This is a genomic window from Bremerella volcania (assembly GCF_007748115.1).
GTDB classification, from domain to species: domain Bacteria; phylum Planctomycetota; class Planctomycetia; order Pirellulales; family Pirellulaceae; genus Bremerella; species Bremerella volcania.
In genome coordinates, this window is sequence record NZ_CP036289.1 from 1,604,355 (window position 1) to 1,618,888 (window position 14,534).

At 57.2% G+C, this 14,534-nt stretch carries 12 protein-coding genes; 8 read left to right on the forward strand and 4 right to left on the reverse strand.

Going from position 1 to position 14,534, the window contains the following annotated elements:
* Window positions 1-115: 115 nt before the first annotated feature.
* A complete protein-coding gene (locus Pan97_RS06495; RefSeq protein ID WP_144971309.1) occupies window positions 116-442 on the reverse strand; it encodes a YbjQ family protein in 327 nt (108 codons plus the stop codon).
* 123 nt (window positions 443-565) lie between these two features.
* Window positions 566-1,966: a GumC domain-containing protein gene (locus Pan97_RS06500; RefSeq protein WP_144971310.1), complete on the reverse strand. Its 1,401-nt coding sequence runs from the start codon at window positions 1,964-1,966 to the stop codon at window positions 566-568.
* A gap of 499 nt (window positions 1,967-2,465) precedes the next feature.
* On the opposite strand from Pan97_RS06500, the gene polA reads away from it, so the two are divergent.
* The 8 genes from polA (at window position 2,466) to Pan97_RS06540 (ending at window position 12,295) form a co-directional block, all read left to right on the forward strand.
* Window positions 2,466-5,318: a DNA polymerase I gene (gene polA, locus Pan97_RS06505; RefSeq protein WP_241676365.1), complete on the forward strand. Its 2,853-nt coding sequence runs from the start codon at window positions 2,466-2,468 to the stop codon at window positions 5,316-5,318.
* Between the two features lie 98 nt (window positions 5,319-5,416).
* Complete coding sequence (gene coaE / locus Pan97_RS06510) at window positions 5,417-6,046, forward strand: dephospho-CoA kinase (RefSeq protein WP_144971311.1); 630 nt, start codon at window positions 5,417-5,419, stop codon at window positions 6,044-6,046.
* A 496-nt stretch (window positions 6,047-6,542) separates the two neighbouring features.
* Window positions 6,543-8,054: a transcription termination factor Rho gene (gene rho / locus Pan97_RS06515; RefSeq protein WP_449240258.1), complete on the forward strand. Its 1,512-nt coding sequence runs from the start codon at window positions 6,543-6,545 to the stop codon at window positions 8,052-8,054.
* Between the two features lie 188 nt (window positions 8,055-8,242).
* Window positions 8,243-8,725, forward strand: coding sequence for a 6,7-dimethyl-8-ribityllumazine synthase (gene ribH / locus Pan97_RS06520; RefSeq protein WP_391529980.1), 483 nt, complete (start codon window positions 8,243-8,245; stop codon window positions 8,723-8,725).
* A gap of 106 nt (window positions 8,726-8,831) precedes the next feature.
* Window positions 8,832-9,257 (forward strand): transcription antitermination factor NusB, encoded by a 426-nt coding sequence (gene nusB, locus Pan97_RS06525; protein ID WP_144971313.1) that lies wholly within the window; start codon window positions 8,832-8,834, stop codon window positions 9,255-9,257.
* Window positions 9,258-9,354: 97 nt separating this feature from the next.
* A complete protein-coding gene (gene ftsY, locus Pan97_RS06530) occupies window positions 9,355-10,347 on the forward strand; it encodes a signal recognition particle-docking protein FtsY (protein WP_144971314.1) in 993 nt (330 codons plus the stop codon).
* 175 nt (window positions 10,348-10,522) lie between these two features.
* Window positions 10,523-10,846, forward strand: a complete 324-nt coding sequence (locus tag Pan97_RS06535; RefSeq protein WP_144971315.1) for a calmodulin-binding protein — start codon at window positions 10,523-10,525, stop codon at window positions 10,844-10,846.
* A 519-nt stretch (window positions 10,847-11,365) separates the two neighbouring features.
* Window positions 11,366-12,295, forward strand: coding sequence for an IS110 family RNA-guided transposase (locus tag Pan97_RS06540; protein WP_144971316.1), 930 nt, complete (start codon window positions 11,366-11,368; stop codon window positions 12,293-12,295).
* 21 nt (window positions 12,296-12,316) lie between these two features.
* On the opposite strand, the gene Pan97_RS06545 is transcribed toward Pan97_RS06540, so the two are convergent.
* Window positions 12,317-12,943, reverse strand: coding sequence for a hypothetical protein (locus tag Pan97_RS06545; RefSeq protein WP_144971317.1), 627 nt, complete (start codon window positions 12,941-12,943; stop codon window positions 12,317-12,319).
* 228 nt (window positions 12,944-13,171) lie between these two features.
* Window positions 13,172-14,350, reverse strand: a complete 1,179-nt coding sequence (locus tag Pan97_RS06550) for a M20 family metallopeptidase (RefSeq protein ID WP_144971318.1) — start codon at window positions 14,348-14,350, stop codon at window positions 13,172-13,174.
* Window positions 14,351-14,534: the final 184 nt, after the last annotated feature.

Consider the following 14,534-nt stretch of genomic DNA (forward strand, 5'->3'; position numbering starts at 1 on the left):
CATCGCGGTCAATCTTGCCAATCCAACACGTGCCACGGTTCTTGACTTAGAGAGCAAACTCCAAATCTTGTCCCCTCGCCCTCTCCCTTAGGAAGGGAGAGGGGACTGAAAGACATTAGCCCGCGTCAGGCTGAAGTTTGACCGCCGTTCCGTAGGCCAGCACTTCGGTCGAGCCCGGCATGAACTCGGTCGCATCATAACGCACGCCTATGAGGGCATCGGCTCCGACTTGGCGGGCATGCTCCAACATCAGGTCATAAGCATGCTGCCGAGCTTCTTCGCACACGGCGGCGTACTCGGGGATGTTGCCACCGCCGATGGCCCGAATGCCTCCGATGAAACCGCGGGCAATGCTTGTCGAACGAACGACGATCCCTCGGACCAAGCCCAAATATTCGACGATGCGCTGTCCTTCTACGTCGTTGCCTGTGGTGACGATCATGAGTGCTCCATTGCTCGCGGGTATATTTAATCGTTGCTTGGAGAAATCGGAACATAAAAAAAGCCGAGATATCGATCTCGGCCTTTATTCGTTGGCAATCATCGAATCTTAGAAAGCACCGTTCTAGAAAGCGCTGTTGCCGCTAGGGCGTCGCTTCTGGAAGCCGGCCTTTTCCTTCTCGGCCTGGGCTTCGAGTTCTTCCAGCTTCGAGGCGGCATTCAGGCGGACCAGTTCTTCCGCTCCGACGTAGCCAGCCCAGTCGATGAACTGGTCGACGCGGATGGCCTGGATACCGTTGGCTCGGGCAGCTTCGCTCATCTGCGAGTAAGCGGTCAGGCTACCTTCGGCGGTCTTTTCCGTTGGGCGTTCACCCAGGATCAAGTAGCGAATGTCTGGGGTGATCGCACCCTTGATGCTGCCGCTTTCGTCGACGTAAGCCGCGACGATCCCGCCGGAGGTTTCAATGATGTGGCGTAGGTCGTCGGTGTCGTCCTTGTCGTCGCCATCGATGTCGATGTAACCGACCACGGCGAACTTCTCTGGATGCCCTGGAGTCCAGGTTGGGGTGAAGATGGTGTCGCCAGGCATGATTGGGTTCGCCACGTCGAAGCTGGTGATCCGAGCTTCGGCCTGGTGTCCGTCGTGGATCTTGGTGACTTCAATGGAACCTTTCACTTCGGCTCCTGCCAGGTTCTCTTGACCGACTGGGTAAACGCTGAAAGTCATCTGCGGACGCAGCAAGTCTTGCGATCCAAGGTTGATCCAAACGGTCTGTTCCCGCTGGTTCGACCAGACGATCTTTCCATCGGGGCGGTCGGTGATCTTCGGCTGCAGGTCTTCATTCACCTTCTGGAGACCAGCGATCAGGTTCTGCTTGTCGGCCAGTTCTTTGTCCAGGGCTTTCTTTTCCTGGGTGAACTTGGCGGTCACCTGGGCGACTTGACCTTCGATGGCCTGCTTTGAAGCGAGAACCTTCTTCTGGTCGTCTTGCAGCGATTGACGTTCCGATTGGTAGTCCGCGGTCAGCTTACGCAGGTTGGCCTCAGCGGCGTCCTTTTCCGACTTCGCTTTGGCAACGGCGGCATCCGCGGTGGTGCGGATCGAATCGCGTTCGGCCGTCAGTGCGTTGACCTGGGCACGGGCCGATGCCAACTGCTGTTCGAGCGTAGAGTACTTGTTGCGAAGTTCGACAGGGATCTTGCGATAGTCCAGGGCCTGAGCATTAGCAGGCGTGCCCCCTTCATCGGCCACGAATGCGGCGATGTCGTTGTTGAACTGCGTCTCGATCTCGTCCATGGTCGTTTCATCGGTGTGGCCGATCATGACCTTCAGACGGTTGCGCTCAAGCAGGTACTCACGCGACTTGGACGATTCGGCCTGGGCTCGTGTGTTGGCGTCCTTCGCGTCAGTCTGGGCTTTCAGATTTGCGTTGTAGAAGACACCGGTCGTGATACCCAAACCGACCACCATCATGACCATAAGGATCACGGCGATTTGAAGACCTTGATTGTCACGGGCTGCCATGAGCGAAACTCTCCTGAGGGGACAAGTAAAGGGAGACGGGTCGTGGAACTACGGTCTCCCCAGTTTGCCTAAATTAGTCAAAGCGAGGGCAAATGCCAATCCAGCCGATGGTAGGGATCACAACAACTAGCGAGGACGGAAGCCCCGTCTGGGCCTCGTGTTAAGGATTCGTGAACCCTAGGTCGGATTAGCGATTGGGATGAGTGGTTGGCTGGTCAAACCTTTGCCAGCACCGTAAGTGTACACGCGTTCGGGATAGAAGTCAACGATTTGGAATTTTCGTAAGTCGTTGTATAGCAAAGGATTTATGGAAATGATGTCTTGTCGCATCATGGGGTTTTTGGGCAACGTTCCTTCAGGGAGTGATGATGAAATTGCGAAATAGACAGAAAATGGGTGTTCAGGGGTGTCTTCTTGTTCGTAACTCGTTACTGCACAATAATCTACGTGCATAACCGCAGTTCACAGCGGCTTCCGGCCTCCCTCTTACGCAGTTGGCATGATGAAAAATCGCACGCGGCAAACGTCGCTTAGTTTCGACACGAGCGACACGCAGGAAATTTCGGAAAAAATTCCCCAGCCCCAGGCCGCCCCGCCTGATCAAGGCGATCCCAACGATCTGCAGGGGAAAGAGGTCTGGATTGTCGACTCCCACTCGCTGATCTTTCAGGTCTTCCATGCGATCCCACCGATGACCGGTCCGGCGGGCCAGCCGGTGGCGGCCATCTATGGCTTCGCGCGGGACCTGGTCTTTCTGCTGGAGAAGAAGAAGCCTGACTATTTGATCTGTGCGTTCGACCTCTCGGGGCCGACCTTCCGCAACGAGCTGTACGACCAGTACAAAGCCAATCGCGACGAAATGCCGGTCGAGTTGCCATCGCAGATCGCCGGCATCCGGCGCCTGTTGGAAGCGATGACGATTCCGGTGCTCGAGTACGAAGGCTTCGAGGCCGACGACGTCCTGGCCGCTGCCGCCAAGGTAGTGCAGGAGAAGGGGGGCCGCTGCACGCTGGTCACCACCGACAAGGACTGCCGCCAGCTGATTACCGACAACGTACGGCTGTTCAATGTTCGAAAGGATGCCTTTTACACGGCCGAGTCGCTCTTGGAGGACTGGGGGGTGCGGCCTGATCAGGTTGTCGACTTTCAGGCGATGGTTGGCGACTCAGTCGACAACGTACCGGGCATTCCGCTGATCGGGCCGAAGATCGCCAAGGACCTACTCAATCAGTTCGGCACCTTGGAAGGGGTGCTCGACAATGTCGATAAGATCTCTGGCAAGAAGCGGAAAGAGAACATCACCAATGGCCGCGAGTTGGCGATGATCAGTAAACAGTTGGTTCGCCTGCGCGATGACGTTCCGCTTAGCTGGGAATGGGAGAAGTACGTCGTCACGCCCGTCAACGGCCAGGCCTGCGAGGAACTGTGCGACGAGTTCGGCTTTCGCACGCTGTCCAAACAGCTTCAGGCTCTCTCCACCGGCACGGCCGGGGAAGGGGAGACCAGCGCGCTCCAGGCCACCAAGCTCGACTACCAGGCCGTCGAAACGATCGACGGGCTGAAAGAACTGGTCGAGATCCTCGGCCAGCAGAAGCGGATCTCGATCGATACCGAGACGACCCATACCAGTCCCCGCTGGGCCGACCTGGTCGGGATCTCGGTTTGTTGGCAGGCTGGGACGGCGCGATATATTCCGATTCAAACGCCCGCGGAGGACCCGAGCCTGCCGCTGGAAGAAGTGATCGAGCTTCTCAGGCCGGTGCTCGAAGATGCGAACATCAAGAAGCTCGGCCAGAATTTGAAGTACGACGAGATCGTTTTCCGCGGTGTAGGAATCGAATTGGCAGGCGTTGACTTCGATACGATGATCGCCCATTACCTGCTGGAAGCGGGCGCACGGTCGCATGGCCTGGACGAACTGGCACGCCGCTATTTGCAGCACGAAACGGTCAAGATCAGCGAGTTGATCGGGACCGGCAAGAAGCAAATTCTGATGAGCGAGGTGCCGCTCGAGAAGGTCTCGTACTATGCCTGCGAAGATGCCGATATTCCGCTTCGCTTGTACGACATTCTCGGCGAGCGTCTGGAAGAAGAAGGCCTGACCGATCTGTTCGACGACGTCGAAATTCCGCTGGTCGATGTGCTGGTCGAGATGGAATACAACGGCATCCGCGTCGATACCGAGCGTCTGAAGAACTTGAGCCAGGCCTACGGCGAACGCCTCGATACGCTGGAAAAGGAGATCTACGAGATCGCCGAGCAGCCGTTTAACATCGCTTCGCCCAAACAGCTGGCCGAGATTCTGTTTGAGAAACGTAAGCTGCCGGTCATCAAGAAGACGAAGACCGGCGCGTCGACCGACGCCGAGGTGCTCGAGCAGTTGGCCAAGCAAGATCCCCTGCCGCGGAAGATCATCGACTTCCGCCAGTACGCCAAGCTGAAGAACACCTATATCGACGCGCTGCCCAATATGATCTGCCCGAAGACGAACCTCGTGCACACGTCGTTCAACCAGGTGGTGGCGGCGACGGGTCGGTTGAGTTCCAACGAACCGAACCTGCAGAACATTCCGATCCGGACCCAGGAAGGGAAAGAAATCCGTTCGGCCTTCAAAGCGAGTCGCGAGGATTGGGTGCTGGTCTGTGCCGACTACTCGCAGATCGAACTGCGCGTGCTGGCGCATTACTCCAAAGATGCGGCCCTGCGAGAGGCCTATCAAAACAATCATGACATCCACGCCAAAGTCGCTTCGGAGGTGTACGGCATTCCGCTGGACGAGGTGACCTCGAACGAACGCCGCAGCGCGAAGGCGATTAACTTTGGAATCGTCTACGGCCAAAGCGCGTTCGGCCTGGCCAAGAGCCTGGATATCGAAAAGGACGAAGCATTTGGATTCATTGATGCTTACTTCCGCAAATACCCAGGCGTCGACGACTTCATGGAAAACACCCTGCAGCAGTGCTACAAGGATGGCTACGTGAAAACGATCCTGGGGCGTCGCCGTAAGATCGACGGCGTCCGATCGCCGCAGAAGCGTGACCGATTGGCACGGCAGCTTCTGATGCCGGAGCGGACGGCCGTGAATACGGTCATCCAAGGTTCGGCGGCCGATATCATCAAGCTGGCCATGATTCGCGTTCACAAGGCGCTCGCCGCATCGGACCTGCGGTCGAAACTGCTGCTGCAGATTCACGACGAATTGGTTTTTGAAGCACCCCCGGAAGAAGTGCCATCTTTGGTGCGGTTGATGCTGCCGGAAATGACCCAAGCCATCCAGCTGGACGTACCGCTGGTGGTGGATGTCGAGTCAGGGCAGAACTGGGCCGAATGCGAACCCGTTGAACTTGGGTAAGTGTCCACCAATCGCCGGACTCGGCAAACGAAAAAAACTAGGCGAACGTTAACGATACCTGGCATGCCTGTATCGGTAGCTTGTTGGCAAGTCGCACTATGAAAACGATCGGAATCCTGGGTGGTATCGCATCCGGCAAGAGCGCCGCGACCGAGGCTTTGCGCACGCTGGGAGCCGTTGTGTTCGATGCCGATAAGGCCGGGCATCGCGTTCTGGAGATGCCGGAGGTGAAGGAGGAGATCCGAGCGAGGTTTTCTTCGGCCGTATTCGACGATCAAGGGAACGTTTTAAGGCCAAAAATCGCCGAGCTGGTTTTTGGCGACTCCGACCAGCATCGCCAGGCCCTGGCCGACCTCGAGAAGATCTCGCATCCGCGGATCGGCCAGCAACTGGAAGCGGCCCTCCACGCAGCGGAAGTCGCTGGGGCACCGGCATTTGTGGTCGATGCTCCGGTGATGATCAAGGTCGGCTGGATACGCCATTGTGACTATGTTCTTTATGTGGATGCCTCGCGCGAAAAACGCCTGGAAAGGGCTCTTGCGCGAAACTGGACAAAAAATGAGTTTGACATTCGTGAGGCCGCGCAGGAAAAATTAGAAGTCAAACGAAAGCTCGCTGATATCGAGATCCCCAACGACGACGACTTATCCCAGCTTCAAGCAGCGATCCGATCCTTTTGGGATCGGTACATTGCTCCCCCGCCAGGGCCTCGCGGGAATCCGCGTTAACTTCCCCAAAGATTTTCCTTTTCGTCGCAATCCGCTCGGAATAGGCGTGGGAGAATTTAGTGGCGATGAAACCCACCTTACTGCAAAGGTGGGGGTCAAGAAATTGCCTGCGGCGATAGCAGCCTGAATTATCGTTACCCCTTTAATTTACAACCATTTACGAAGACTACGATTCCGGCGAATATCGCCTCGCGAACTTGCGAGCGTTTTGCTACAACGAAAGAGTCTCCTCCTCATCCTGGAACAGCCTGCGTCCACCGAAGACGCCCTGCATGCCGATTTTAAAGAACCGCTTCGATAGATAGCCGGTCTGAACGGTTGGTTAAGGGACATTCCTTTAGACAACTCTGGCCAGGAAACTCCTCTTGGAGAACATTCTCCTATGGCACACAGAAACACGACAACAAACCGAAATACCAACAACAATAATTCGAATTCGAATAACAAGTTAACGTCCCGGGTCTCGCAGGACGCCAACGCATTTGGTGCCGGCATCATGCCGGAAACCAGTGAGGCTGCCTCGGATCAAGCCAATCATTCCATGCCCAACTCGCCCCAACCCTCTGACTCTTCCTCGAACCACGCATCGGACGGGCATCGTTCGTCACGCGGTTCGAACCGACGCAACAACAACAGCTACGACGATGGCCCCGAGCCGATGTCGCTGGCCGAGCAGATCGCTCGCGGCAAACATCGTGGTGATCAAGGGGAAGACGACGAGCAGTTCGAGCAGCTCAAGCACAGCGAAGTGCATATCGCCGAGCTGCAGAAAATGTCGATGCAGGAACTGATCGAAGAGGCCCGCAAGGAGAACCTCGAAGACGTTTCCGGCTCGCGCCGCCAAGACCTGATCTTCCGCATCCTGAAGGAACGCGTGAAGATGTCGGGCCTGATGTACGGCGAAGGGACGCTCGAAATCCTGCCTGACGGCTTCGGATTCTTGCGTAGCCCCGACTATCACTACCTGTCGTGCCCGGACGATATCTACGTCTCCCCCAGCCAGATCCGCCGATTTGGTTTGAAGACGGGCAACATCGTCACCGGGCAGATCCGTCCACCCAAGGAAAACGAACGCTACTTCGCGCTCTTGCGCGTCGAAGCGGTCAACTATCAAGACCCGAACGTCGCCGCCCAGAAGGTCTTCTTCGACGACCTCACGCCGCTGCACCCGGACGATCGGATCCGGATGGAAACGACGCCGGAAGAGTTCAGCGGCCGCATCATCGACTTGATCGTGCCGATCGGTTTCGGTCAGCGTGGTCTGATCGTCAGCCCCCCGCGGGCCGGTAAGACGATCATGATGCAAAACATGGCCAAGGCGGTTCTGACGAACTACCCCGAGGCCTACTGCATTATGCTGCTGATCGACGAACGTCCCGAAGAAGTCACCGACATGGAGCGGCAGGTCAAAGGACCCAACTGCGAAGTGATCAGCTCGACCTTCGACGAGCCGCCGTCGCGTCACGTTCAAGTGGCCGAAATGGTCATCGAAAAGGCCAAGCGAATGGTCGAATTCGGGACCGACGTGGTTATCTTCCTCGACTCGATCACGCGTCTGGCAAGGGCCTGGAATAGCGAATGCCCTCCTTCGGGCAAGCTCCTTTCCGGTGGTCTGGATGCTAACGCCTTGCAGCGTCCCAAACGCTTCCTCGGTTCGGCCCGTAAGGTCGAAGAGGGGGGCTCGCTGACGATCATCGCGACGGCCCTGGTCGACACCGGCAGCCGCATGGACGACGTGATCTTCGAGGAATTCAAAGGAACCGGTAACCAGGAAATCGTGCTCGATCGCCGCATGGTCGATCGTCGTATCTACCCAGCCATCGACATCAACGCCAGCGGTACCCGCCGCGAAGAGATGCTGATGGATCCGGAAGAATACCGCCGCGTCTGCATCCTGCGTCGCGTGCTCAACGAAATGAACCCGCCCGACGCCATGGAGTTCCTGCTTGGTCACATGAGCAAGAACAAAACCAACGCTGAATTTCTCATGAGCATGAATGTGCAGTAGTGCACGCTCATTACTGACCGCATTCCAACAAATCCTGTTCCCTCTCCCTTTCCAAGGGAGAGGGCTAGGGTGAGGGTTGGGAAGCGAGTACCAGCCATCGCCCCTCACCCTAACCCTCTCCCCAAGGGGGCGAGGGGACCCGAGTTTGGTCTCTTTCACCTCCATGCAATTCCCGAACTGAGAACATCGTGCCGAACATTTACTCCGGAACCGATTACCGTCCGACCAGCGATCGCGTGGCGATTGTCGTTTCGACCTACAACAACTCGATCACCAACAAGCTGTTGACCGGTTCGCTGCAAACGTTGGAAAGCCGTGGCATTTCCGAGGCCGACATCGACGTGGCCAAGGTGCCTGGGGCCTGGGAAATTCCGCTGGCTGCCGCGGTGATGGCTCGCAGTGGTAAGTACACGGCCGTCATTTGCCTTGGATGTGTCATCCGGGGGGAAACGACGCACGACGTGCACATCAACACCCAGGTCAGCCAGACGCTGGGTAACTTGGCGCTTGAGTGTCAAATTCCTGTTTCCTTTGGCGTGTTGACCTGTAACACAGTCGAACAAGCGATCAGCCGATCTGGGGGAGCCGTCGGCAATAAGGGTGTCGAGGCAGCCGAAGCAGCCCTGGAAATGATGGGACTTCTGCGAAATCTGCCTGAGTCGAAACCCTGAACTGGCCACGCTCGCTATAATTCATCCAATCTGGCCGGTGAATTCCCCAAGTCGCATCCTGTGTACCGGCAAGACGTATTCGAGACCAGGCATTCTCTAGATTCCCATGGCAAGACGTAGTCGAGCGCGTGAAGTTGTTCTGCAAATCCTCTATCAAGAGGATCTCAACCCCGATGCGGACCCGCGTCTGGCCGACGAGTTCCTGCGTGCGCGTTTGAAGCATGACGAGAACCTGATTGAGTTCGGTCGATACCTGCTGATCGGGACTCGCGAACATCGCAAGAAGATCGACATGCAGTTGGAACGCTTCGCCGACAACTGGAGCCTCCGCCGCATGGCGGCGACCGATCGTAACCTGTTGCGGCTGGGTGCGTTCGAGATCATCTACTCGGACACGCCGGCCCGCGTGGCGATTAACGAAGCGGTCGAACTGGCCAAACGCTTCGGCGGCAAGCACAGTCCGCAGTTCGTCAACGGCCTCTTGGACCGCATTCTCAAAAGCATCCAGGCCGAAGGTAGCGACCCAGCTTAACCTGCCGTGGCAGACAATCAGCGGGGTTTCCGCTACATTGGCGGTGGACCAATGGAACCATTCATCCCACCCAGGGGTAGAGGATTGATTCGTAGCGATGGGCATTTTCGGATTCGGTAAGAAGAAAGACGACGCGGAGACGACCTCACCAGAAGGTACTCCCGAAAAGGAAGCAGGCTTCTTTGGCCGTCTGGGGCAAGGTCTCGAGAAGACGCGCCGCCTGCTCAACACCGACATCCGCGACCTCTTCAAAGCGGAAGGACGCCTGGTTGACGAAGAACTGCTTGACGAGATCTTCGCGATTCTGATTCGTACCGATATGGGGGCCGGCCCCGCCAACCAGATCAAAGATCGCATTGCCCATGACTTCCGCGGCCGCGTCGTCCATACCGAGGACATCCTGAAGAACATCCAGGACGAACTCTCCGGCCTGATGCAGCAGGACAAAGAGCCGATCCGCATGGCCGCCGAAGGTCCGACGGTGATTCTGGTGGTTGGCGTCAATGGTGCCGGTAAGACCACCTCCATCGCCAAGTTAACGCGCTGGTTCATCGATCAAGGAAACTCCGTGGTTCTGGGGGCTGGCGATACGTTCCGTGCCGCGGCCTCCGAGCAGCTTTCGATCTGGGCCGAACGGCTCGGCGCGACGATCGTCCGCGGCGAGGCAGGCAGCGACCCGGCCAGCGTCGCGTTTCGTGCGGTCGACGAAGGAATCAATCAAAACGCCGATGTGGTGATCATCGATACGGCCGGCCGTTTGCAAACGCAGAAGAACCTGATGACGCAGTTGGACAAAATGCGCCGCGTCATCAGCAAGAAGATCGAAGCAGCTCCGCACGAGGTGCTGCTCGTCCTGGATGCCACCGCCGGTCAAAACGGGATCAGCCAGGCCAAGGGCTTCTCGGAAGCAGCCCAGTGCACCGGCATCGTGCTGACCAAGCTCGACGGAACCGCCAAGGGTGGTGTCGTGGTGCCGATCCGCAAGGAATTCCAGCTCCCGGTCAAGTTTATTGGCGTGGGTGAAAAGCCGGAAGACCTGACGCGGTTCGATCCCGAAGCATTCTGCAACGCGCTGTTTGCCACGAGCTAGCAGCGCAGCGTTCTCCCTAATTTGACTGTGGTACCGGTTCTGCGGGATTTTCGCTTAATTCCTGCTTCCCGACTCGCCGATGCTTAAGGTGCGGCATGTCTCCGTGTCCGTGGGGAGCGTGGGTGATTGGCCACGTCTTCCAGTGAACCACAACTGCGTATTAGGGGGATCATCGATGTTTCGACGCATCGTATTTGGTCTGATCATTGCCGCTTCGATGTCGGTTACTTTCTCCAGCGCCGAAGCTGGCGACCAAGCATTCAGCCGCGTTTGGGGCGGAACGTACGGTAGCTACGACTGGGAACGTTTCTATCACTATCCCTACGTCTACTATCCCCAGAACTTCCAGGGCGCTGAGTACTATCGCAGCCGCGAGAGCCTGTACTACCGCTATCCGACCGAAATGCGGATTCCGGTTTACAACGAACAGTGGCAGAACCCGTATCCCAACGGCCGTCTGTATCACTCCGGCCACCACTTCCTGCTGGACGTGTTTTAAAGACCAGTTGGAAGTTTTCCGTGTTCAGCTTTCAGTCGGAGGGAACGTTGCGTTTCTCCTGAGCTGAGCAATTTTAAGTGGAACATACGAAAAGGCGAGAGCTTGCCCGCACAGGCTCTCGTCTTTTTGCATGCGCGCAGCACAACCTTGTCCCCTCTCCACCGTCTGCGGGGGAGAGGGTTAGGGTGAGGGGGTTAATCGCAGACTAGCAGCGCATGCGCGAACTGAGTTCCCATCGATGCGGTACTCTACTCGGCGATGTTGGGTGAAGGTTCGCACAAGAAACCCTTGTATGTTGAAATCTGTTTAGATTTACATTGGAATCAAGCTATCCCACGTAGTGAGCGTAGCGAACGGAGTGGGATAGCTTTGCGGATCGCGAGATCGATAACCCTCGGGTCGTCAGAGGCCGTGGGTGAGCTAGATACCGGTCCGCTTTTTTGAGATTTAGCCCGAACAGTCGCTGGGGCCGCTGCCTGGCAAGCCCGCATTAGCAAGGAAGGGAGAAGCTCGAATTTGATGTTTATTGGAATTGATGTCTCGAAAGACAAACTTGATGTTGCGATCGGTGACGCCGTACGGCAATGGCCCAACACGCCGGAAGGCCATCAACAAATTGTTCAAGAGCTGAAGTCGCTCTCGATTGACGGAGTCGTTCTGGAAGGCACTGGTGGATACGAGAAAGCCATCGTTGGTGAACTGGGCGCCGCATTACTTCCGGTGGCAGTCGTCAATCCACGGCAAGTACGAAACTACGCTCGCGCGACCGGCAAGTTGGCCAAGACCGACGAGATTGACGCGTGCATCCTGGCCGAGTTTGGCCAAGCCGTTCGCCTCACGTTTCGGCCGATTCCCAGTAAAGAACAGCTGCGTTTGCAGCAGCAAATCGCTCGTCGACGACAATTGATTGGCATGCTGACGGCGGAGAAGAACCGCCTCCAACAGTCGGATGACAAGCTTGTCCAGCGCAGCATTAAGGCCGTGATTCGAACGCTCCAAAGTCAGCTCGATCAACTAGATGGCGACCTCCAGCAAACCATTCAGCAGACGCCTGTTTGGCGAACCAAAGACGATCTGCTCAAAAGTGTTCCTGGCATCGGTCCCCATACTTCACTGTCTCTCTTGGCGGAACTTCCCGAACTTGGCAGCTGCTCGCGGCATCAAATCGCGGCGTTGGCAGGCGTGGCCCCGATCAATCGCGACAGCGGCAAGTTCCGCGGAGTGCGCACCACGTGGGGAGGGCGTACGACCGTTCGCTCCGCGCTCTACATGGCGACGCTCTCAGCGATCCGCCACAATCCCAAGATTAAACCGTATTACCGTCGACTGCGAGACGCCGGAAAGCGTGCGAAAGTTGCCATCGTGGCGTGCATGAGAAAGCTACTGTGCATCCTCAACGCCATGCTTCGAGAACAAAAAACATGGCAGACCACGCCCCAAACGGCTTGAAATTAAACACAGTCGCTCACCCTAGCCCTCTCCCTGCGAGGGAGAGGGGACAGGATTTTTTGGTGGGCCGCGTTCTGACGTCTGGCTCGCGCAGTTTGGTCTTCGTTCGGGTACCATGCCCACGTCTTCGTGGGCATGCCGTTCGCTATGCGGATCGTGACCCCCAATCGATTCTACGGCAGGCGCTTTCATCGCATGCCCACGCGGACGTGGGCATGGCACCCGCTCTTTCGAAAGCAGGTTCTTCAGCCGTTTGATCTCGCTCCCTTGCCGGTCGAGCACCTTCAAATGAAACGTGACCCAGCTGAATGCGCGATCCAACTGCTTGGCAGACGGCACGCGGAGTCCGTCGATGGTCTCGCCGGTGAAAGAAACGCGCTTGGGTGGTTGCGGACGCTTCGGCCTTGGCGGTGCCTTTGCAATGGGCGTTGTCCGGGAAGGCTTCTCGCTGACAGGCGATGGCTCGACCGTTTCATCCGACTGCGAAGGATCGACCGCGATGACCAATTGCCCGACGACGTCGGCCGGGATTTCGACCAACGTCCCGCACGACGAGCAAACGTAAGTCTTGCCAGCGCGCACCACGACCTGCGGTTTGCGTTCGCGTGAGAGCGCTCCGTTTTGTTCAGGGCGATGGTTGGATGACATGGTTTTGCTCGTTACGTCTGTGAGTAAATTTTCCTCAGCCCCAACGGGGCTAAGAGGGTTTGGGTTAGATTTGGTAGGCAATGGAAACACGCATCCATTGCGTGCCAATACTTCTGTTGTCCCCAAGCGAGATGGCTTCGAGGTCTGATGCGTGTAATTTAGAGGCGCAGCGCTTCAGTGAGATAGTGCGCTTGGGAATTTTTTTTGAAAGGTTTGCGCCGTGTTGCATCAGCCGAACTTGCGGCAGACGGCTTCCAGGATGTCGGTGGCTTGGTGTAACTGCTCGATCTCGATGAACTCGTCTTTGGTGTGGGCCTGGGCGAGGGAGCCGGGGCCGAAGACGACCGAGGGGACGCCTATCGCGAAGAAGGCCGGCGAGTCGGTTCCGTAGGCTACCTGCATGAACTCGCTGGTGACGCCGAACTCTTTCGCGACGTCGGCAATGTGGCTGGCCAGCGCCTGGTTCGATTCGGCCAGCGGCAAGCCTGGCGAACTCATGTACGGCGGATCGTGCTGGACTTTCTCGGGGTCGTCGATCTTGGCGGCGATGAAGTCGATCACCTCCTGGCGGACTTCCTCTTGCGATTCGCCCGGCAGAACGCGGCGATCGATCTCGATCGTGCAGCAATCCGGCACTGTGTTCACGCTCACGCCCCCGGTAATCGTGCCGACGCTGATCGTCGGTGGGCCCAGCGGACCTTGCTCGGGAGCATTCGCCAGAACGGTTTGTTCGTACTCGCGAATGATGTTCAGGACGTTGGCCATGCGGTAGATGGCGTTGTCGCCGACCGAAGGTTTGCTGCTATGGGCGGCCTGGCCCAGGGCGTGGCATCGCCAGCGAATGACCCCTTTGTGCGATACGACGACGTTCATCGACGTTGGTTCTGCGACGAAGACAGCATCCGGCTTGCGCGAAATCAAATTCGATTTGCCATCTTTCCAGGTGCTGGCCAGGTGCCGGGCACCGGTGAAGCCGCACTCTTCGTTGACGGTACAAGCGACCAGCACGGTGGGCAGGTTCTCGCCTGGGTTCTCCTTCAGCCGCGACAGAACGGCCAGGCACATCGCCATGCCTCCCTTCACATCGCACGAACCGCGACCGTAGATGCGGTTTTCGATGCGGGTGCCGCCGAATGGATCGACCGTCATCCCTTCAACCGGGACAGTATCTTGGTGGGCTTCCAGTACGATGATCTTGTCGGATGTGCCCGGCAGGCAGGCGATGACGTTGTCTCGCTGCGGAGCGACTTCGATCCGTTCGTACTCGACGCCGATCTCCTCGAAGATTTGCTCCAGTAGATCGCCCAGGCGATGCTCGAATTGGATCTCAGGCTGATCGACTTTGTGCCCCATCGGGTTGACGCTGGGAATCTGAACGAGTCGCTGCGTCAGCTCCACGACATCCATTGTGGAATCCTTCGGATTTAAGTTGGAAGTTTTCAGTGTTCCGTTTTCAGCAAAGAGAGAAGGGTAACGTTTCTGCACTGAAAACTGAACACTTCACACTGAAAACTACCCATTGTTCGCGTTAGCGGGTTTTCTCACAAGCATCCCACGCGGTTTGTTGAGGTGGTTTATAATACGAAGTTTG

Coding starts and splice junctions, on each gene's coding strand:
- Pan97_RS06495 (WP_144971309.1), bottom strand. CDS start 442: ATGATCGTCACCACAGGCAACGACGTAGAAGGACAGCGCATCGTCGAA.
- Pan97_RS06500 (WP_144971310.1), bottom strand. CDS start 1,966: ATGGCAGCCCGTGACAATCAAGGTCTTCAAATCGCCGTGATCCTTATG.
- polA (WP_241676365.1), top strand. CDS start 2,466: ATGATGAAAAATCGCACGCGGCAAACGTCGCTTAGTTTCGACACGAGC.
- coaE (WP_144971311.1), top strand. CDS start 5,417: ATGAAAACGATCGGAATCCTGGGTGGTATCGCATCCGGCAAGAGCGCC.
- rho (WP_449240258.1), top strand. CDS start 6,543: ATGCCGGAAACCAGTGAGGCTGCCTCGGATCAAGCCAATCATTCCATG.
- nusB (WP_144971313.1), top strand. CDS start 8,832: ATGGCAAGACGTAGTCGAGCGCGTGAAGTTGTTCTGCAAATCCTCTAT.
- ftsY (WP_144971314.1), top strand. CDS start 9,355: ATGGGCATTTTCGGATTCGGTAAGAAGAAAGACGACGCGGAGACGACC.
- Pan97_RS06535 (WP_144971315.1), top strand. CDS start 10,523: ATGTTTCGACGCATCGTATTTGGTCTGATCATTGCCGCTTCGATGTCG.
- Pan97_RS06540 (WP_144971316.1), top strand. CDS start 11,366: ATGTTTATTGGAATTGATGTCTCGAAAGACAAACTTGATGTTGCGATC.
- Pan97_RS06545 (WP_144971317.1), bottom strand. CDS start 12,943: ATGTCATCCAACCATCGCCCTGAACAAAACGGAGCGCTCTCACGCGAA.
- Pan97_RS06550 (WP_144971318.1), bottom strand. CDS start 14,350: ATGGATGTCGTGGAGCTGACGCAGCGACTCGTTCAGATTCCCAGCGTC.